At 67.8% G+C, this 19,909-nt stretch carries 18 protein-coding genes; 13 read left to right on the top strand and 5 right to left on the bottom strand.

The window, feature by feature from the left end; genetic code table 11:
• Positions 1-278 precede the first annotated feature (278 nt).
• Both DI041_RS07050 and DI041_RS07045 read left to right on the top strand, forming a co-directional pair.
• Entirely contained in the window at positions 279-1,157 is an 879-nt protein-coding gene (locus tag DI041_RS07050) for a hypothetical protein (RefSeq protein WP_136638439.1), read from the top strand.
• Positions 1,158-1,168: 11 nt separating this feature from the next.
• Positions 1,169-2,371, top strand: coding sequence for a DUF4785 domain-containing protein (locus tag DI041_RS07045; protein ID WP_136638440.1), 1,203 nt, complete (start codon positions 1,169-1,171; stop codon positions 2,369-2,371).
• A 141-nt stretch (positions 2,372-2,512) separates the two neighbouring features.
• Here the strand turns inward: DI041_RS07045 and DI041_RS07040 are convergent, their stop codons facing one another.
• Positions 2,513-3,298 carry an ABC transporter ATP-binding protein gene (locus DI041_RS07040; RefSeq protein ID WP_046984689.1) on the bottom strand — a complete coding sequence of 262 codons (786 nt, stop codon included), beginning with the start codon at positions 3,296-3,298 and terminating at the stop codon, positions 2,513-2,515.
• A gap of 187 nt (positions 3,299-3,485) precedes the next feature.
• Between DI041_RS07040 and DI041_RS07035 the strand changes: the two genes are divergently transcribed.
• The 5 genes from DI041_RS07035 to DI041_RS07015 all read left to right on the top strand — a co-directional run bounded on the left by DI041_RS07035 (position 3,486) and on the right by DI041_RS07015 (position 8,236).
• On the top strand, positions 3,486-4,688 hold the full coding sequence (locus DI041_RS07035) for a DesA family fatty acid desaturase (RefSeq protein ID WP_046984690.1): 1,203 nt from the start codon (positions 3,486-3,488) through the stop codon (positions 4,686-4,688).
• A complete protein-coding gene (locus DI041_RS07030; RefSeq protein WP_046984691.1) occupies positions 4,685-5,020 on the top strand; it encodes an EF-hand domain-containing protein in 336 nt (111 codons plus the stop codon). Before DI041_RS07035 ends, DI041_RS07030 begins: the two co-directional genes overlap by 4 nt.
• Positions 5,021-5,034: 14 nt before the next feature.
• Entirely contained in the window at positions 5,035-5,673 is a 639-nt protein-coding gene (locus tag DI041_RS07025) for a hypothetical protein (protein WP_046984706.1), read from the top strand.
• 40 nt (positions 5,674-5,713) lie between these two features.
• Positions 5,714-6,526, top strand: coding sequence for a bifunctional DNA-formamidopyrimidine glycosylase/DNA-(apurinic or apyrimidinic site) lyase (mutM, locus tag DI041_RS07020; protein ID WP_046984692.1), 813 nt, complete (start codon positions 5,714-5,716; stop codon positions 6,524-6,526).
• A gap of 105 nt (positions 6,527-6,631) precedes the next feature.
• On the top strand, positions 6,632-8,236 hold the full coding sequence (locus DI041_RS07015; RefSeq protein ID WP_012509627.1) for an OpgD/OpgG family glucan biosynthesis protein: 1,605 nt from the start codon (positions 6,632-6,634) through the stop codon (positions 8,234-8,236).
• A 149-nt stretch (positions 8,237-8,385) separates the two neighbouring features.
• On the opposite strand, the gene DI041_RS07010 is transcribed toward DI041_RS07015, so the two are convergent.
• Genes DI041_RS07010 through DI041_RS07000 form a run of 3 tightly spaced genes read right to left on the bottom strand, consistent with a single transcriptional unit; the run spans position 8,386 to position 10,418 of the window.
• On the bottom strand, positions 8,386-9,006 hold the full coding sequence (locus DI041_RS07010; protein WP_046984694.1) for a thymidine kinase: 621 nt from the start codon (positions 9,004-9,006) through the stop codon (positions 8,386-8,388).
• Between the two features lie 9 nt (positions 9,007-9,015).
• Positions 9,016-9,750 carry an SEL1-like repeat protein gene (locus DI041_RS07005; protein ID WP_088479392.1) on the bottom strand — a complete coding sequence of 245 codons (735 nt, stop codon included), beginning with the start codon at positions 9,748-9,750 and terminating at the stop codon, positions 9,016-9,018.
• Positions 9,747-10,418, bottom strand: coding sequence for an SEL1-like repeat protein (locus DI041_RS07000; RefSeq protein WP_046984695.1), 672 nt, complete (start codon positions 10,416-10,418; stop codon positions 9,747-9,749). The genes DI041_RS07005 and DI041_RS07000 overlap by 4 nt, the downstream gene beginning before the upstream one ends.
• A 99-nt stretch (positions 10,419-10,517) precedes the next feature.
• Here DI041_RS07000 and DI041_RS06995 point away from each other — a divergent pair, with 99 nt between their 5' ends.
• Both DI041_RS06995 and DI041_RS06990 read left to right on the top strand, forming a co-directional pair.
• Positions 10,518-12,494, top strand: coding sequence for a UvrD-helicase domain-containing protein (locus DI041_RS06995; RefSeq protein ID WP_012509630.1), 1,977 nt, complete (start codon positions 10,518-10,520; stop codon positions 12,492-12,494).
• 261 nt (positions 12,495-12,755) lie between these two features.
• Entirely contained in the window at positions 12,756-13,283 is a 528-nt protein-coding gene (locus DI041_RS06990; RefSeq protein ID WP_136638441.1) for a GNAT family N-acetyltransferase, read from the top strand.
• A 114-nt stretch (positions 13,284-13,397) separates the two neighbouring features.
• Here the strand turns inward: DI041_RS06990 and DI041_RS06985 are convergent, their stop codons facing one another.
• On the bottom strand, positions 13,398-14,048 hold the full coding sequence (locus DI041_RS06985) for a YceH family protein (protein ID WP_046984700.1): 651 nt from the start codon (positions 14,046-14,048) through the stop codon (positions 13,398-13,400).
• A 102-nt stretch (positions 14,049-14,150) separates the two neighbouring features.
• On the opposite strand from DI041_RS06985, the gene DI041_RS06980 reads away from it, so the two are divergent.
• The 4 genes from DI041_RS06980 (at position 14,151) to plsB (ending at position 19,784) form a co-directional block, all read left to right on the top strand.
• Positions 14,151-15,074, top strand: a complete 924-nt coding sequence (locus tag DI041_RS06980; protein ID WP_046984708.1) for a 5'-nucleotidase, lipoprotein e(P4) family — start codon at positions 14,151-14,153, stop codon at positions 15,072-15,074.
• Complete coding sequence (gene pyrF, locus DI041_RS06975; RefSeq protein WP_046984701.1) at positions 15,071-15,796, top strand: orotidine-5'-phosphate decarboxylase; 726 nt, start codon at positions 15,071-15,073, stop codon at positions 15,794-15,796. The genes DI041_RS06980 and pyrF overlap by 4 nt, the downstream gene beginning before the upstream one ends.
• Before the next feature lie 398 nt (positions 15,797-16,194).
• Positions 16,195-17,148 (top strand): hypothetical protein, encoded by a 954-nt coding sequence (locus DI041_RS06970; protein WP_046984702.1) that lies wholly within the window; start codon positions 16,195-16,197, stop codon positions 17,146-17,148.
• On the top strand, positions 17,148-19,784 hold the full coding sequence (gene plsB, locus DI041_RS06965; protein WP_136638442.1) for a glycerol-3-phosphate 1-O-acyltransferase PlsB: 2,637 nt from the start codon (positions 17,148-17,150) through the stop codon (positions 19,782-19,784). The genes DI041_RS06970 and plsB overlap by 1 nt, the downstream gene beginning before the upstream one ends.
• Positions 19,785-19,909 lie beyond the last annotated feature (125 nt).

Raw genomic sequence — 19,909 nt, 5'->3', positions numbered from 1 at the left:
GTGGGAAATCAGCGACATGGACGGGCTCCGGAGGAAAAACATCGCGTCATGATCGCAGCCCGTATGCGACACCGCAGTGGCCATCGGTCATACGGCCAGACCCGGCATGGTCATCGCAGCAGTATGAAAAACGTCATCGAGTGTTGTCAGTCTCCTGAATCCGGGCGCAGCGCACGGACTTTCACGCGGCCGCGCCGTGAGCATCGGCACAACGGTGATCGAGACGCCGTCCAGTTCCAGCCGGGTCGGGGGGATCCGCTGACAGAGGGAGAGAAGCGATGCGCAGCACCGCAACAGGAAGTACCGTCCTGGCCCTGGTCCTGGGGCTGGCAACCGCCCAAGCGCAAGCCGCCGACGTGGTCGGCGTGGCCTTCGTGCATGGCACCGGCGCGCAGACCAATGCCACCCAGGACTACTGGCAGCCGGCGATCATCGACACCGTGCGCCAGGGCCTGCCGAACAGCAGCAACTATGTGGTCATCAACTGCGACTTCACCCAGTACATGTGGAAGCCGGAAGCCGCCGGCTGCCTGGCCAACCAGCTGACCGGCTTCATCGACAGCCGCGGCATCACCCAGCTGGTGGTGATCACCCACTCCAATGGCGGCAACGTGATGCGCTGGATCCTGTCCAATCCGACCTACGACAGCCGCTATCCGAAGATCATCCGCACGGTGCGCAAGGTCAACGCGCTGGCGCCGTCTTCTGCCGGCACACCGCTGGCCGATGCGGTGCTCAACGGCAATACCTTCGAAACCTCGCTGGGCTGGTTGCTGGGTTACAAGAACGACGCGGTGCGCCAGCAACAGGTGGCAAGCATGGCCACCTACAACGCGCAGAACCTCTACGGCACCGCCGGTCGCCCTGCGCTGCCCAAGCCGTTCCGTGCGGTGGTCGGCAGCGACGTGGAGTCGGCCGTGTGGGACAGCAACAGTTACTGCGGTGGCTATGCCGCCAACGTCGGCCTGGAATTCACCCAGAACTGGTTGTCGTCCTGCTCCGATGGCTTCCTGGAGTGCAGCAGCCAGAAGGCTGCCGGCACCACCTGGTTCACCGACAAGGCGCGTACCCAGGGTGCAGAACCGCTCAGCCATAACCAGAGCCGCCGCGAGTGCTTCGGCCTCGGCACCCTTCTGCGCAACGACCTGACCCAGTGAGGGAAACGACCATGACGATCCATTCCACCTTGCTGGCCAGCGCCGTGCTGGCAGTGCTGTCCCTGTCCACAGCGCAGGCCGCACAGCCGCTGCAGGCCGTCCGCGCAGGCGATCAGGTGCCCGCCGCCCTGGTGGCCGCGCCGCTGCCCACCGATGAAAGCGAACACGCGCCGCTGGCCTTTGCCTGGGCCTTGGACCCGACGCAACCGCTGCAGCCGACCACGCCGTATGCCTCGGTCAGTCGCAGCTACTGGCAGCAGGTCGATGGCATGCAGTTGCAACGCGGCCTGGACCTGCCGCTGACGGCGCCGGATGCGGTGATCCAGCTGAGCCCGGCCGACGGTGCCCGCGCACTGCCGGCCAACTCCCTGCAGGTGCGCGACCCGGCCGGACGCAGCAGCGTGGCGCGCAGTGTCGATGCGCGCGCGCTGCAGGATGCCGGCATGCCAGTGAGCGATGGCAGCAGCATGCTGCGTACCGGCGCGACCAGTGCAGTCGGTGCGTATACGCTGCAGAGCGCGCAGGCGCAGGGTCGCTATGTGGTGCAGGTACTGGAACCGAACAGCCCGCTGCGGCTGGAGGTGCAGGCCAACCAGGCGCAGGTGCTGGCCGGCGGCAGCGTGCAGCTGCAGGTACGCCTGCTGGAAGACGGTACCTCCGCCGCAGCGTTGGCGTCGCGTCGCGGCAGCCTGGGCGGTGAAGCGTTGCTGGTCGCACCGGATGGCCGCAGCTGGCCGCAACGGCTGCTGCGCACCACCGATGGTGCGCTGCGCGCGCAGGTAAGGATCCCGGCCGATGTCGGAACCGTTCAGGGGCTGTGGGAACTGCAGGTGTTCGCGCAGGCCGACGGTGTGCTGCGCGATGGCAAGGTCGCCTTCGCGGTGGCACGGCCGACTGCCCGCTTCAGTGGACAGGCCGCACCGGACCCGGACACCCGCCGGGTGGCACTGCCCCTGCAGGTGGCTGCAGCCGGTCGCTACGAAGCGCGCGGCACGCTGTACGCCACTGCCCGCGATGGCCAGCTGAAGCCAGTCGCGCAGGCGCACGCGGCGGCGTGGTTCGATGGCCCGGGCGCAGGCCAGCTGGTGCTGCCGTTCGACCAGGCTGCGTTGCCGGCTGGCTTCGGCGCACCGTACGAGCTGCGCGACCTGCAACTGCAGGACCAGAGCCGGATGGCACCGATTGAATCGCGCGCACTGGCGTTGCGGTTCTGAGGTTGCGTGCAGCGGGCCGGGTTCCGGCCCGCTGCAATGCTCCTAGTAGAGCCGAGCCATGCTCGGCTGCTTCTGCTCGCGGCGAACGGCAGTCGAGCATGGCTCGACGCTACAGACGGCTGCGGAAAGCGATGCGTCTGTCTACCCCGCGTAGGCGGTCAGCCGGCCTTCCTGCTCGACCACCGTGATCGCGCCGCCGAAGACCGCCGACAGCGGCTCGTTGCGCAGCAGCTCGGCGCGGGTGCCGTCGGCCAGTACGCGGCCGTCGCGCAGCAGCACCACCCGCTCGATCTCGGGAATGATCTCTTCGATGTGGTGGGTCACCAGCACCAGGGTGATGCCCTGCTGGGCCAGCACTCGCATGGTCGCCACCAGCTGCTCGCGGGCGACCAGGTCCAGGCCGGTGGAGGGCTCGTCCAGCAGCAGCGCCTGTGGCCGGTTGACCAGCGCCCGTGCGATCAGCACGCGGCGGGTTTCGCCGGCGGACAGCTCGGCATACGCGCGCCCGCGCAGGGACAGGGCGCCGGTCATCGCCAGTGTCTCGCCAACTCGTTCTTGCATGTCGGCGGTCACTTCGCGGAAGGCCGGCACCACGTAGCTGGCGAAGAAGCCGGACAGCACCGCCTGCTCCACCGTCAGCCCGGGCATGTCGGCCAGGTTGCTGCTGAGGTCGCCAGTGACGATGCCCAGCTGTGAGCGCAGCCGGTCGACCTGCCAGCGGTTCTGCCCCAGCACCTTCACCGCCACCGTGCCGTCGGCCTGCGCCAGCGGGTACAGCTCGCGGGTGATCAGCTTGATGAAGGTCGACTTGCCGCAGCCGTTGGGGCCGAGCAGGGCGGTGTGCTGGCCCTGCGCGATGCGCAGGCTGAGTCCGTGCAGCACCTTCACCTGGCCGCGCACCACGGTGGCGCGGTCCAGTTCGATCAACGGCGGCAGTTCCCCGGCGGACGGGGCAACGGTAACGGCGCAGGCGCGCGGATCAAGGCTCGACAACTCAGGTCCCCAACTGTGAACGGTGCCTCGGATGGCGATGCGAAGCACCGCCGCAGGGATGCAGTTTGCAACGCAAGCGCCCATGATGTCTGCCATACCTGTGTCGCTCTGGAGAGCCGCCATGCCTGATGCCCTGATGTCCCTGCTGACCGGTGGCGTGCTAGGCCTGGGCTGGTGGCAGCTGGCCCTGGTGCTGCTGGTCTTCACCCAGCTCACGATCTTCTCGGTCACGCTTTACCTGCACCGCAGCCAGGCGCACCGGGGCGTGGACTTCCACCCGGTGGTCGCGCACTTCTTCCGCTTCTGGACCTGGCTGACCACCTCGATGATCACCAAGGAGTGGGTGGCGATCCATCGCAAGCACCACGCCAAGGTGGAAACCGAGGACGACCCGCACAGCCCGGTTACCCGTGGCATCGGCCAGGTGTTCTGGCGCGGCGTGGAGCTGTACCGCGAAGCACGCGGCCTGCGCGGGGACATCGAACAGTACGGTCGCGGCACTCCGGACGACGCGATCGAGCGCCGCCTGTATACCCCCTATGCAACCTTCGGCCCGGTGCTGCTGTTTGCGATCAACACGGTGCTGTTCGGCCTGCCGGGCGTCGCCCTGTGGGCGATCCAGATGGCGTGGATCCCGTTCTGGGCCGCCGGCGTGGTCAATGGCCTGGGCCACTGGTGGGGCTATCGCAACTACGAATCGGCCGACACCTCCACCAACCTGACGCCGTGGGCGTTCTGGATTGGTGGCGAGGAACTGCACAACAACCACCATGCGTTCCCCAGTTCGGCGCGCTTTGCGATGCGGCGCTGGGAATTCGACATCGGCTGGAGTGCGATCCGCCTGCTGCAGGCATTGCGCCTGGCCAAGGTCCTGCGTGTCGCGCCGGCCATGGACGTGCGCCCGAACATCGCCGTGCCCGACGCCGATACCCTGAAGGCACTGCTGTCGCATCGCTTCCAGGCGATGACCGACTACCAGCGCAACGTGTTCATGCCGGCATTGCGCGAGGAAGCACGACACGCGGGTGCCAAGCTGCGCCGGTTGCTGCCGCGCCGGCTGCGCCGTGGCCTGGTCAACGACGGCCGCTGGTTGAAGCCGGACAGCCGCGCGCAGCTCAGCGAATGGGTCGCCCAGCGCCCGCGCATCCGCACCCTGGTGGAATATCGCGCGCGCCTGGCAACGCTGCTGGAAGCACGCGGCCATGATGCCGCCGAGCGCCTGCGTCAACTGCAGGCCTGGTGCCGCGAGGCCGAGGAAAGCGGCATTGCCGCGCTGCAGGCCTATGCCGCGCGACTGAAGGGCTACACCCTGGTGGGCGGATGAGGGCTGCGCTGACGGCATTGCTGCTGGCCGCCGTGTGCGCACCTGCCGTGCAGGCCCAGGTCAGCGACACTGCCAGCTATCTGCAGCGCATGGACAGCGATGGCGACGGCAAGGTCAGTGAAGCCGAGTACCTGCAGTGGATGCTGTACGCCTTCGATCGCATGGACCGCAACGGTGATGGCGTGCTGAGCGCCGATGAGCTGCCCGGTGGCAAGGGCAGGGCCATCACCCGCGAACAGCAGCGGCAGACGATCGTGCAGCGCTTCCACAAGCAGGACGCCAACGGTGACGGGTTCCTGGATGCACGGGAACTTTCGGCGCCGCCGCGCTGACCATGGATGACCGGATGGACGACGAACTCCTCGCCGAATGGCTCGATTTCTGCGCTGGGCGCAGCGAGCAGGAAGACTGGTATTTCTCCGGCCTGCTGCAGGGCGTGACCGACGGGGACACACTGGCGGCCGTGTTCGCCGCTTTCCCGCATGCCGACGAACTGCGGTCGCGCGCGCTGGACCTGCTCGCCGCCGGCCACTGGGGCGACCACCTGTACCTGCAACCGGCCATCGCCGGTAATGCACAGGCACGGGCGGCTGCCGCGCGCGCCTGGCTGGACGAGCTGGCGCGCGTGGCCGGCGCTGCTGGTGAACCCGGCCTGCAGGCCACGCTGCGCGAGGTGCCCGTGGTGGCTGCTCCGGCCGAGCGCCTGGAAGCGGCGTTACGCGGGTCGGGCCCGGCCGACTACCTGCACGATGTCATCTGCGATGCGGTGCATGAGGCGCGCACGCTGGACAGCCCACAGATGGCCGCGCTCGACGAGGCGCTGTATCACATCGCCTCCGATCTCTATCTGGGCTGGTACATCACCCAGCCCTTGGCCCCGATGGCGATCGACTTCGCCCCCTACCTGGCGTTCTGGAGGCTGGGCGGACGTGGCGCGCTGGTCGAGGGCGCCTTCCTGGTCGAAGCGAACGACCTGGAATCGTAGCCGGTGCCGGGCTTCGCACGGCCCGGCGTAGAATCAGCCCATGCCCGAACTACCCGAAGTAGAAACCACCCGCCGCGGCCTGGCGCCGCACCTGCAGGGCCGCCGCGTGCACGGCGTGATCCTTCGCCGCGCCGACCTGCGCTGGCCGATTCCGCCGGAAGTAGCCGAGCTGCTGCCAGGGCAGCGCATCGAGGACATCCGTCGGCGCGCCAAGTACCTGCTGCTGGATACCGCCATCGGCAGCGCGGTGCTGCACCTGGGCATGTCCGGCAGCCTGCGCGTGCTGCCTGGCGATACCCCGCTGCGTGCCCACGACCACGTCGACATCAGCCTGGACAACGGTCGCCTGCTGCGCTTCAACGACCCGCGCCGCTTCGGCAGCCTGCTCTGGCAACCCGCCGGCGAGGTCCACCCACTGCTGCAGGGGCTGGGTCCGGAGCCGCTGGATGATGCCTTTGACGGCAGCTATCTGTTTGCCCGCAGCCGTGGACGCAGCGCGCCGGTGAAGACCTTCCTGATGGACCAGGCGGTGGTAGTGGGGGTGGGCAACATCTACGCCGCCGAGAGCCTGTTCAAGGCCGGCATCAGCCCGCTGCGCGAGGCTGGGAAGATCTCACGCGAGCGCTACCAACGGCTGGCCGACGCGGTGAAGGAGATCCTGGGCTACGCCATTACCCGTGGCGGCACTACGCTGCGTGATTTCATCAGTCCCGATGGTGCGCCGGGCTACTTCGAGCAGGAACTGCTGGTGTACGGCCGCGACGGCCTGCCCTGCCCGAACTGTGGCCGCACGCTGAAGCACGCCACCATTGGCCAGCGCGCCAGCGTCTGGTGCAGCCACTGCCAGCGCTGAGGCGCGCGGCCAGCGGCAGCTGAACGGGCAGGGCGCGTCTCCGCTGCCCGTTAACGTTTGTCTGCCTATGATGGCCGACCTTCCCTCTGTGCCCGACGCGCCTGCATGCAACGACGCGACTTCATCCGCAATGCCTCCCTCGCCCTGGCTGCATTCGGCCTGCCGTCCCTGCCCGCGTGTGCGGCCAGCAAGAGCGGCCAGATGGGCCTGCGCCGCCTCGGCCAGCCGCAGCCGTTCGACTTCGCCACCCTGAAGGGCCAGGCGCGCGCGCTGGCACAGGCGCCCTACAAGAGCCACAAGCGGGTGTTGCCGGGCCGCCTGGAAGGCCTGGACTGGGACCAGTACCAGTCGATCGGCTACCGCCAGGACCACGCACTGTGGGCCGACCAGCCGGGCAAGTTCCAGGCCAAGTTCTTCCATCTGGGCCTGTATTTCCATTCGCCGGTGCGCATGTTCGACGTGGTCGACGGCAAGGCGCAGGAACTGGCCTATGACGGCGCAGCGTTCAACTACGGCAAGAGCGGCATCAAGGACGGCGAGCTGCCGGCCGACCTTGGCTTCGCCGGTTTCCGGCTGAACACCCGCAAGGACACCGACCGCGATTTTGCCGCCTTCCTCGGCGCCAGCTACTTCCGTGCGGTCGGCAAGGAAGGCCAGTACGGCCAGTCCGCGCGCGGCCTTGCGATCGACACCGGTATGGGCAAGCCGGAGGAATTTCCGGACTTCATCGCCTATTACCTGGAACAGCCGTCGGCTGATTCGGAGACGATCGTGGTCTACGGCCTGCTGGATTCGCCCAGCGTGGCCGGCGCCTATCGCTTCGCGATCACCAATGGCGACGTGCTGCTGATGGATATCGACAGCGCGCTGTACCCGCGCAAGGCAATCGAGCGGCTGGGCATCGCGCCGTGCACCAGCATGTACCAGGTGGGCGAGAACGATCGCCGCATGGCATGGGACTGGCGCCCGGAGATCCACGACACCGACGGCCTGTCACTGTGGACCGGCGCCGGTGAGTGGATCTGGCGGCCGCTGTTGAACCCGCGCAACCTGCGCTTCAACATGTTCGTGGACCGCAACCCGCGTGGTTTCGGCCTGCTGCAGCGCGACCGCAACTTCGACCACTACCAGGACGACGGCGTGTTCTACGAGAAGCGCCCCTGCCTGTGGGTGGAGCCGAAGGGCGAATGGGGCGAAGGCTCGGTGCAGCTGGTGGAGATTCCCACCGTGGACGAGACCTTCGACAACATCGTGGCGTTCTGGAACCCGAAGGAAAAACCGCAGCCGGGCCAGGAACTGCTGGTCGGGTATCGCCTGTACTGGGGTGCCGAGCCGCCCGCACGGCCGCCGCTGGCGCACTGCGTGGCCAGCCGCACCGGCCTGGGTGGCGTGGTCGGCAAGAAGCGCGAGTACTTCAGCTGGCGCTTTGCGGTGGACTTCGAAGGCGGCGAACTGGCCCGGCTGATCGACAAGGGCGAGGTCGAGGCAGTGGTGGAAGCCAGCCGCGGCCGGGTCGAGATCGTGTCGGCGCGCCCGCTGCGCGAGATCAACGGTTACCGCGCGATGTTCGACCTGGTCCCGCCGGAAGGCAGCACCGAGCAGATCGACATCCGCCTGTTCCTGCGCAGTGGTGGCAAGACGCTGACCGAGACCTGGCTGTACCAGTACACCCCGCCGCCGGCGGGTGCGCCGGAGCGCACGCTGTACTAAGAGGGGTGGTGGGTTGCAGGGCTTGCAGCCCTGCCCCTGCTTACAAGCCAGATCAACGTCAAAAGCGGGCATCCCACGGATAGCCCGCTTTTGCCGTTGCTCTGGCTCCGGCCTCGGCAGGTGCAGGGCGCAGCCCTGCCGAACACCCTTTACAGCGGCAGCGGCGCCTGCGCCGGATCGATCCGGCCTTCGCCGCGTGTGATCTTCTTGAACTCCGCGCGGCTGACCGACACGTAGCGGTCGTTGCCGCCGATCTCCACCTGCGGGCCGTCCTGCACGGCGTGGCCATGCTCGTCCACGCGCACCGTCATCGTCGCCTTCTTGCCGCTGTGGCAGATGGTCTTGATCTCCTGCATTTCGTCGGCCCAGGCCAGCAGGTACTGGCTGCCTTCGAACAGCTCGCCCCGGAAGTCGGTGCGCAGGCCGTAGCACAGCACCGGAATGCGCAGCTGGTCGACGACCTCGCTGAGCTGCCAGACCTGGGCGCGGCTGAGGAACTGCGCTTCGTCCACCAGCACGCAGCCCATCGGCCCGTTCGTCGCCAGGTCCTGCTCGACCCAGCGCTGCAGGTCGGTGTCACGGTCGAAGGCCATGCCGTCCGCACGCAGGCCGATGCGCGAGGCGACCACGCCGGCGCCGGCACGATCGTCCAGGCGCGGGGTCAGGATCGCCACCCGCATGCCGCGCTCGCGGTAGTTGTGTGCGCTCTGCAGCAGGGTGGTGGTCTTGCCGGCGTTCATCGCCGAATAGTAGAAATAGAGCTTGGCCATCGGCCAATTCTAGTCGCCACCCGGCTCCTCGTCGCGCACCTGCCGCAGGGTGCCGATCTCGACGCTGGGTGTCGGCGGAGCGTTCTGCCAGATCTGGTCCTGCAGGCACCAGTAGCTGTCCGGTTCCCAGAAGGCGTCACGGTAGTAATCATCGCCGGTAATCATCCGGTTGGCTTCCGGGCCTTCGCCCAGCTCCATGCGCAGACCGGGGTTGACGAAGCCGGTACGGCTGCCGGTCATGCTGTTGCGCGCGACCCGCAGAACGGTCTCCATGCGTGGCTTGGCCACGGTATCGCCGTACTGCGCGTACAACGCCGGGCCTTCGGCAAGCACCCGCCGGCGCTGTGCAGGATCCAACCGTTGCCAGTAGCGCTCGCGCTCGACCAGCAGGTCGCGGTAGCCGCGTTCGGAGGCCAGGTCCATCCAGATGTAGGCCAGTACCAGGTCGGTCTCGGTGCCGACACCTTCCTGGTACATGCGCGCGACCATCGATTGCGAGAACTTGTCGGCGTACAGGCTCGCGCGCTGGAAGCGCATCAAGGCCTGTGCCGGCTTGCCGCGCCGCCAGGACAGCTGGCCCAGGTCGCGCCAGTAGAGGTCAGGGTGGGCCTGCAGGAAGCCTTCGGTCAGCAGGGCCGACGGGATCGACGCCGTAGGGTCGGGAGCGCAGGGGCTGGCGGTGGCGCAGAAGGGCGCCAGCAGCATCAGCGCGACGGCGCCGATTGCACGTGGGATGAGGGTCATCGTCCGGACCGGGCCAGCTCCTCGTCCTGCCACTGTCGGTAGGCCACTGGATCCCAGTAGCGCGCCAGTTGATGCTTCTCCGGCTGCAGCACGCGTGCCCCGGCATCGCCGCGGCCCTGGCTGCGCATGGCACCGCTCCAGCCGGCGCGGCTGCCGGTTTGTTGCATGCTGCCGGCCCGCAGTTCGCGCTCCAGCCTCGGGCTGGCTGCCGGGTCGCCGAACTCGGTGTACAGCGTGCGACCCTCGCGCACGGCGCGCTCGCGTTCCTCGGGCGTCAACGCCTGCCAGTAGCGCTCGCGCTGCACCACCAGCCATTCGGTGCCGCGCTCGGCGGCCAGGTCCATCCAGGCATAGCCCAGCGCGCGGTCGGCGGGACCCCCCTGGCCGTTCCACAGCATGTCCGCCAGCGCCGCCTGGGAGAGCTTGTCGCCATAGCGCGCGGCATTGCGGAACTGGGTGCGGGCTTCTTCGTCGCGGCCGCGTTCACGGGCATCCATGCCGAGCCCGCGGAAGCGCAGGTCCGGGTGGTAGGTCAGGAATTCGTGCGACTGCAGCACGATCGCTTCATAGGCATCGGCGCGCGGCGCCTGCGCCGACCCGAGGGAGGGTACCGCCAGCAGGCCCAGCAGGGCGGCCGCGAACGGTCGGATGATGACAATCGATGACATGGACCACGCTCCTGTGTTCCGAAGCCGATTCAATACCTTACGGCGCGCTGCGGTGCAAGTCAGGTCGGCCCGTCGCCGCCCCGCTACAATCCCCATCCAATGCACGGTCTCAATCCCCCCCAAGCCGCCGCCGTCCTGCACATCGAAGGTCCGTTGCTGGTGCTCGCCGGCGCGGGCAGCGGCAAGACGCGCGTGATCGTGGAAAAGATCGCCCACCTGATCGGCTGCGGCCGTTATCCCGCCCGGCGCATCGCGGCGATCACCTTCACCAACAAGTCGGCCAAGGAAATGCGCGAGCGCGTGGCCAAGCGACTGCGCGAGCAGGACGCCGACGAGGTGACCATCTGCACCTTCCACGCACTGGGGTTGAAGTTCCTGCAGATCGAGCACGCGGCGGTGGGCCTCAAGCGCGGCTTCTCGATCTTCGATGCCGACGATGCCGCCGCGCAGATCAAGGACCTGATGTACGGGGCCAAGCCCGATGACATCGAGGACATGAAGAACCTGGTGTCGCGCGCGAAGAATGCCGGCCTGTCGCCCGAACAGGCGATGGCGGCCGCTCGCAGCAACCGCGAGAAGGAAGCGGCCAGCGTCTACGAGCGCTACCAGCTGCGCCTGACTGCGTTCAATGCGGTCGACTTCGACGACCTGATCCGTCTGCCGGTACAGGTGCTGGAAGAGAACCCGGACATCGCCGTGGCCTGGCGCGAGCGTATCGGTTACCTGCTGGTGGACGAATGCCAGGACACCAACGATGCGCAGTACCGACTGCTCAAGCAGCTGGCCGGCGACAAGGGCAATTTCACCTGCGTGGGTGATGACGACCAGTCGATCTACGCCTGGCGCGGTGCCAACCCGGAAAACCTGCAGCAGATGGGGCGCGATTACCCTGCGCTGGAAATCATCAAGCTGGAACAGAACTACCGCTGTTCCAACCGCGTGCTGCGCGCGGCCAACGCGCTGATCGCCAACAACCCGCATGAGCACCTGAAGAAGCTGTGGAGCGACCAGGCTGATGGCGAGCGCATCCGCGTATGGGAATGCCGCAACAGCGAACACGAAGCGGAAAAGGTCGCCGCCGAGATCGCCTTCGTGGCGCAGTCGCGCAAGGTGCCGTGGAGCGATTTCTGCATCCTGTTCCGCGGCAACTTCCAGTCGCGTCCGCTGGAAAAGGCCATGCAGCTGCTGCGCATTCCGTACCACCTGACCGGTGGCACCATGTTCCTGGAACGCCAGGAAGTGAAGGACACGCTGGCCTGGCTGCGGTTGCTGGTGAACCCGGACGACGACACTGCGTTCATGCGTGCGGTGCAGTCGCCCAAGCGCGATGTGGGCGCTGGCACGCTGGCCAAGCTGGCCGAATTGGCGCAGGAAAAGGACATGCCGATGGCCCAGGCCGCAGAAGCGATCGGTGCCCTGCAGCAGCTGCCGCCGCGCGCGGCCAACAGCCTGGCGCGCTTCACCGACATCCTGCGTGACCTGCGTGCGCAGACCCGCCAGATCAGCTCCGGCGACATGATCCGCAAGGTCGCCAAGGAGTCGGGCCTGCTCAGCGAGCTGCGGCAGCAGGCCAAGGAAGAAGCCAGCTACCAGCGTCGCGCCAACAACATCGAAGAACTGGCGCAGTGGTTCGAGGGTGGCCCGCGTGGTGCCACCGCTGCCGATCTGGCCGGCCAGTTGGCGCTGTTGTCGCGCAGCGACAAGGACGAGGGCGGCAACCAGGTGCGGATGATGACCATGCACGCCTCCAAGGGCCTGGAATTCCCCTATGTGTTCATCGTCGGCTGCGAGGACGGCGTGCTGCCGCACCAGGTGAGCCTGGACGAGGGCAACCTGCAGGAAGAACGTCGCTTGCTGTACGTGGGCATCACCCGCGCCAAGATCCAGTTGTGGATGAGCTACAGCAAGTTGACCCGCAAGTTCGGCGAGCACGTGCGGCTTAAGCCGAGCCGGTTCTTCGAGGAAATTCCGGCCGAGGAGATCCAGCGTGATGGCGCTGACCCGGTGGCGGATGCGGCGCGCAAGAAGGAGCGGGCGAGTGCCGGGTTGGCGGCGATCGAGGCGCTGTTCGACTAAGGCGCTCCAACGGCGCCGCCCCTCCGTGGTGGAGCGCGCGTTGGCTACGCGGTGTGGCTGGTCGGGGTGGGTTCGCGGGGGACGCCGTGAACCCGTCCCTGGGGGCTTAGCCGCGCCATCCATGGCGCGGATACCCCCGCGAACCCACCCCGCCCGGCCTCTGACAGATTCCGGGCGCGTCCTGCCACGGCAATGCAAAGAAAATCAAAAGCAACAGCCGCGCGTTGAGGCAGAATCGGGGTTTCTGCTGGAGGTCTGCGCGTGCATCCCATTGAAAGCGAACGCCTGCGCCTGCGGGCCATTGAACCCGACCGCGATGCGGCGCCGATGCTGGCGCTGCTCAACGATCCGGGCTTCGTGCGCTTCATCGGTGACCGCAACGTGCGCAGCGAGGAGCAGGCGCGTGAGTACATCGCACTGCGGGTGCTGCACAGCTACGCGTTGAATGGGTTCGGCATGTATGCGATCGAGCGTTTGGCCGATGGCGCGTGGCTGGGCAATGCCGGGCTGGTGCGGCGTGATGGCCTGCCGGGGCCGGATATTGGTTATGCGGTGCTGTCCGAATTCGCCGGGCAGGGCTATGCCGGTGAGGCGGCGCGGGCGGTGTTCACGCATGCGCGCGCTGAGTTGGACCTGCAGGATCTGTACGGCATCACCGACCTGGACAACGTGGTTTCCGGGAAGATCCTGCTGGGGCTGGGCATGCAGGAGCGCGGTGTGGTCCAGTTGCCGGGTGTCGACTCGCCCAGTCGGTTGTATGCCACGCCGGGTGCGGCGCTGGTCGGGTAGTGCCGGCCGCTGGCCGGCAACCCGGTGGATCATGGATGCCGGCCAGCGGCCGGCACTACCTGATGCGCACGGGGTCGGAGCCCGCCTCGCGGGATCCGACCCCGATGGACTGTTTCAGCCGCGCAGTTCGGCCAGCTGCGCCTGCAGTTCGGCCACCGCCGCTTCCAGCTGGGCCACGCGCTCGGCCAGGCCGGGATCGGCTGCTTCGCTGCCACCGCCGCTGCTGGCGTACTTCGCCGCCAATGCAGCGCCATCCACCTCACCGCACAGCAGGTGCATGTAGCGGTCCTCACGCTGGCCGCTGGCGCGCGGCAGCACCACCAGCAGGGCGCGCTGCTGCAGGCGCTCGATGGCGTGGCGGGCTTCGTCGGCGTCGGCGAAGCGGTGCAGGCGTTCGCTGCGCGTGACCAGCTCGCCCAGGGTCTGCGGCCCGCGCAGCAGCAGCTGCGCCAGCAGCACGGTCTGCTGCCGGGTCAGGTCCAGCGCGGCCTGCAGGCGGTGTTCGTAGCGATCGGCGCGCGAGGAGAAGTGCTGGCGGGCCAGGCCCAGGGTCTCCAGCTGGCGCAGCGCATGCTGCACGCTACCGGCATCGACGTTCATCACCGGCTCGCGGGCGGTCTTCTGGTTGGCGGCCGACTGCGCGGCGTTGACCGTCAGCGGATAGGTGTCCGGGGTGGTCGCTTCCTTCTCCACCAGGCAGCCCAGCAGGCGGGCCTGCACGGCGTCGAGCAGGGGAACGTCGGGGGTCGGGGTGGAATCGGTCATGGCGGCCTTCGCAGGGACAACGGGTCAACCATCAAGCATAGCCGTCCCGGGGCCGCCTTTGCCGGTAAAATGGGCCGGTATATCTGATTGCCGGTGATCTTCATGCGTCGTCCCGTTTCCCTGTCCCTGACCCTGCTCGCCACCGCGGCGCTGGGCTTGTCCGCCTGCAAGCGCGTGGACGCGCCTGCCGCCGACGCCGCTGCGCCGGAGGCTCCGGCCGCCGCTGCCAAGGCTGAAGGCACGCCCGATCTGACCGCCAACGACAACCTCAACGCGGTGCTGTGGATGCAGCGCGCGCAGGAGTACAAGGCGATCACCGAGCAGACCTACCGTGCTGCCGCCGATCACCTCGATGTGGCGCTGAAGGAAGCCCATTGGGACGCGCTGGTGCCGGAAGAACGCGGCAACGAGGCCAAGGGCCTGAAGCCGGCGGTGGTGCTGGACGTGGACGAGACCGTGCTGGACAACTCGCCCTACCAGGCGCGCCTGGTCCGCGACGGCAAGGAATACGATGAAATGACCTGGGACCAGTGGGTGGCCGAAAAGAAGGCCAAGGCGATCCCGGGCGTGGTCGATTTCGCCAAGGCCGCCAATGCCAAGGGCGTGACCCTGCTGTACATCTCCAACCGCGCCGTGCACCTGAAGGACGCGACCCTGGCCAACCTGCGCGAGCAGGGCCTGCCGGTGGCCGACGACAGCGTGTTCCTCGGCCTGGGCACCGTGGTTGAAGGCTGCGAGCAGGCCGGCAGCGAGAAGAACTGCCGCCGCCGCCTGGCCGGGCAGAAGTACCGCGTGCTGATGCAGTTCGGCGACCAGCTGGGTGACTTCGTCGAAGTGACCGCCAACACCAACGACGGCCGCGACGCGCTGCTGCAGCAGTACCACGACTGGTTCGGCGAGCGCTGGTGGATGCTGCCGAACCCGACCTACGGCGGCTTCGAACCGGCGCAGTTCAACAATGACTACAGCCAGTCGCGCCAGGCCCGCCACGACGCAAAGCGCGCTGCCCTGGACTATGCACCGTGAGCCGCGCGCCGCTGCCGCTGCGCGATGAAGAGCGCCTGATCTTCGCGCTGGACGTGCCTGACCGCGTGCAGGCGCTGGACTGGGTCGAGCGCCTCGGCGACAGCGTGGCGTTCTACAAGATCGGCATGGAACTGCTGGCCTCCGGCGAGTACTTCCAGGTGCTGGACGAGCTGGCTCGCCGTAACAAGCGCGTGTTCGTCGACCTGAAGTTCTTCGACATCCCGGCCACTGCCGCTGCGGTGATCAAGCGCCTGTCGCAGTGGCCGGTCAGCTACGCCACCATCCATGGCTGGCACCCGGCGATGATGGAAGCCTGCGCGGCCGCCAACAGCAGCGACATGCGCCTGCTGGCGGTGACCGTGCTGACCTCGATGGGGCGCCCGGACCTGGCGCAGATGGGTATCGACCGCGAGCCGGTGGACGTCGTTGTCGAACGCGCGCTGGCCGCCCAGACCGCCGGTATTGATGGCGTAATCGCCTCGGGTCAGGAGGCTGGCCCGATCCGCGCCGCCACCGGCGCCGGGTTCTCGATCGTCTGCCCGGGCATCCGCCCCGGTGGCCCGGTCGGCGATGACCAGAAGCGCACGGTCGGCGTGGCCCAGGCCTTCGCCGATGGCGCCGACGCCATCGTGGTCGGCCGCCCGATCCGTCTGGCCGCCGATCCGCAGGCCGCAGCGCGGGCGATCCAGCAGGAAATCGCGTCGGCACTGGCAGCGCGCTGAGGCTGTCGCCGATCTTGCTCCACGCAGGTGTTGTGCCCGAATCGGCAGGAATCGCGCCGGAGAAGTCCTCCGGTCTCGCCTATGGCTCTAGATTTTTAAATAAATCAACAAGTTGAATGGCATTACATCATGTGTTGCCTTAACTTGCGGGGCAGCGTAGGATCGCCGCCATCCGGTCCTCGGACCGGACATGTGCCACAACACTGTCCACCGGCCTCGCGCCGGCTTGAAGAGCCTGTGATCCTCGTGATCCGGGCTCTTTTTTTTCGCGCGGGGTCAGAGCCTCCTGCCGCTGGCAGCGGGATCTGACCCCTCTGCTGACGGAACCGTGACCGGGCGGCTTGCCGCTGTCACGTCGCAGGCCGCAAGATGCGGACCGGTCCGGGGAGTCCGATTGCATGAGCGTGGCGGTGCGAGGAAGGTCTGCGCGTGGATGGGGGCTGGCAGCCATGCTGCTGCTGGCCGTGGCCGCGTGCCGCGAATCGGCCGACGATCCGGCCAAGCCCGCGGCCGAACCCGTGGCGGCGGTACAGGCGATGGCCCTGCGCCTGGCCGAGGACGATCTGATCGGCTACGCGAAGCTGTCGGTTCCACCCAGCCAGTACCAGCGCCTGCAGCAGGCCTGGGCCGACGGCCACAGCCAATGGCCGCTGACCGAGCTGCCGTTGGGCGACCAGCTGCTGCCGATGCTGGCCGCACTGCGCAAGCCCAACGCCAGTACCGAACTGCAGCGCAGCTTCGACCGCCAGCTGGCAGGCCAGGCCAGCGCGGTACGCCAAGCGGCGCAGTCGATGGGCAATTTCGGCGTGCAGTACCTGCGCCACCAGAAGGGCTACACGCCTGGCCAGCAGGCCCATTACGTCGCTCTGGTGCAAACCCTCGCCGAGTGGGCGCAGGGAGCACCCATCAGCGACCGCGCCCGTGCGCGCAACACCATCGCCGCGCTGGTCGGTGCGGCGGGCAAGGTCGGTTTCGACGATGAGGCCGGCCTGCAGGCTGCGGGCATGGAAGGAAGCCTGCAGCAGCTGGCACCGTTCATCCACACGCTCAAGGCCGTGCTTGGCAGTTACGGGCTGGGTGTGGACGAAGCGCTGCGCAGTGTGCGTGGCGAACTGCTGTCGGTGGAGGGCGACAACGCGCTGGTGCGCCTGCGCTACGACCTGGCCGGCCGCGAGATGACCCTGCAGCTGCCGCTGAGCCGGCGCGAGGGCCACTGGTACCTGACCCGCACCCTGGCCGATACCGATGCCCTGCTGCGCCAGGCCGATGCTGCCCGGGCAGCGGCGGCTCCAACGCCTGCCGACGCCCCCATCGAGGGTGGGGAAGCGGCAACGCCGCCGCCTAAGCCATAATGGCGCCGATGTCGAAACAGAACCCGCTGCCGTTCCCCGGCGAAGAATCCCAGTCGACGCCCGCCGATACGGCGCCGGCGTCCCCATCGACCGGTACCGGCCCGAATCCGGTACCGCAGCCGGCGCATGCGCGTCCGGCCGGCCGTCGGCCGCTGTGGGCGCGCCTGCTCGGCCGCCTGGTCGAGCCGTGGCTGTCGCTGAAGATCGAGCCGGAAGATCCGGGCCAGTACAACGATGGCCGCCCGGTGATGTACGTGCTGGAAGACTACGGCCTGTCCAATGCGCTGATCCTGGACAAGGCCTGCCGCCAGGCCGGACTGCCGTCGCCACTGGTGCCGCTGGCCGGTGACCCGACCGGGCGCAAGCGCGCCTACCTGGCGCTGTCGCGGCGCAGTTCCAGCAACTCGCTGATCCCCGAGCAGCGCGGCGCCAAGACCCACTCCGATTCGCTGGCCAAGGTCCTGCAGGCACATCGCGTGCGCGATGACCTGGACGTGCACCTGGTGCCGGTGTCGATCTTCGTCGGCCGCGCGCCGGACAAGCAGAGCGGCTGGTTCGCCGTGCTGTTCTCGGAAAACTGGGCGCTGGTGGGTCGCTTCCGCCGCCTGCTGGCGGTGCTGCTCAACGGCCGCAGCACCATCGTCCGCTTCGCCCCGCCGATCTCGCTGCGCAGCACCGTGGACGAAGGCCTGGAGCCGGAGCGTACGGTGCGCAAGCTGCAGCGCGTGCTGCGTACCCATTTCCGACGCATCCGTGAATCGGTGATCGGCCCCGACCTGTCTACCCGGCGCCTGCTGGTGGACCAGGTGCTGGCCGCCGAACCGGTGCGCGAAGCGATCGCCGCGCAGGCCAAGCGCGACAATTCGAAGCCGGCCGATGCCTGGAAGAAGGCGCATGCCTATGCCTGGGAAATCGCCGCGGACTATTCCAGCCCGGTAGTGCGCTCGGCCAGCTTCATGCTCAGCCATGTGTGGAACCGCATCTATGCGGGCGTGCTGGTGCACCACCTGGACAAGTTCAAGGCCGCCGCGCCGGGCCACGAAGTGGTCTACGTGCCCAGCCACCGCAGCCACATGGACTACCTGCTGCTGTCCTACCTGTTGTACGACCGTGGCATCGTGCCGCCGCACATCGTGGCCGGCATCAACCTGAACCTGCCGGTGGTCGGCACCCTGCTGCGCAAGGGCGGCGCGTTCTTCATCCGTCGCTCGATCCGCGGCAACGCGCTGTACTCGGCGGTGCTCAGCGAGTACGTCGCACAGCTGGTGGCCGGCGGCTACTCGCTGGAGTATTTCGTCGAGGGCGGCCGTTCGCGTACCGGCCGCCTGCTGCAGCCCAAGGGCGGCATGATCTCGATGACGCTGCGCGCGTTCCTGCGCCAGCCGCGCAAGCCGGTGCTGTTCCAGCCCATCTACATCGGCTATGAGAAGTTGATGGAAGGCGGCAGCTACCTGGATGAACTGTCCGGGCGGCCGAAGGAAAAGGAATCGATCTGGTCGCTGCTGTGGGGCATCCCCAAGGTGCTCAAGCAGAACTACGGCCAGGTGGTGGTGAACTTCGGCGAGCCGATCGCGCTGAACGACGTGCTGGCCGAGAAGGCCCCGGAGTGGGGCGGCGAAGCGGTGTCCGAGGATGAGAAGCCGTCCTGGCTGTCGACCACCGTCGATACGCTGGCCGAGCGCATCCAGGTACGCATCAACGGTGCCGCCGACGTCAATCCGATCAACCTGCTGGCGCTGGCCCTGCTGTCCACGCCGAAGCACGCGATGGGCGAGGCCGACCTGATCGCGCAGATCGAGCTGTGCAAGACCCTGCTGGTCGAGATGCCGTATTCGGACCGGGTGACGGTGACCCCGCACTCGCCCGAGCGGATCATCGCCCACGCCGAGGAAATCAACGTCCTCACCCGCATCAAGCACCCGCTGGGCGACGTGCTCAGCGTCAGCGGCGACACCGCGGTGCTGCTGAGCTACTTCCGCAACAACGTGGTGCACCTGTTCACCGCCTCGTCGTGGGTGGCCTGCTGCTTCCAGAACAACCGCCGCATGAGCCGCACCGGCCTGGTCCAGCTGGGCCGCACGGTGTACCCGTTCCTGCAGGCCGAACTGTTCCTGCCGTGGACCGAGGACGAGTTCGCCCAGCGCATCGACCAGACCATCGACGTGTTCGTGCGCGAAGGGTTGCTGCAGAACGTCAACGAGGACGACGGCGGCATCCTTGCCCGCAACACCGGGCAGACCGATGAAGTGTTCCGCCTGCGGGCCATCGGCCACTCGCTGCAGCAGGCCTTCGAGCGCTATTACATCGCCATCTCGGTGCTGGTGAAGAACGGCCCGGGCGTGCTCGGCGCGGCCGAGCTGGAAAGCCTGTGCCAGCAGGCCGCGCAGCGGCTGAGCCTGCTCTATGCACCGGCGGCACCGGAGTTCTTCGACAAGTCCCTGTTCCGTGGTTTCATCCAGAAGCTGCGCGAGCTGCGCCTGGTGTGGCCGGACGAGAACAGCAAGCTGCTGTTCGACGAACGCCTGGACGCCTGGGCCAAGGATGCCAAGTTCATCCTCGGCCGCGAATTGCGCCACACCATCGAACGGGTCAGCCCGGAAGCGGCACGCCCGGACGAGCCTGCGCCGCAGGATTGAGGCTGGCGCTGGGACATGCGGTGGGTGTGGACCTTGGTCCACACACCTTCCAGCCGTGCCAACCAAGGTTGGCACCTACCAGAGCAGGAGGCCAACCAAGGTTGGCAGCTACCGCAAGCAAAGGT

The organism is Stenotrophomonas maltophilia (genome assembly GCF_004920835.1).
Taxonomy (GTDB): domain Bacteria; phylum Pseudomonadota; class Gammaproteobacteria; order Xanthomonadales; family Xanthomonadaceae; genus Stenotrophomonas; species Stenotrophomonas maltophilia_AQ.
This window is presented reverse-complemented; position numbering and strand designations above follow the sequence as displayed.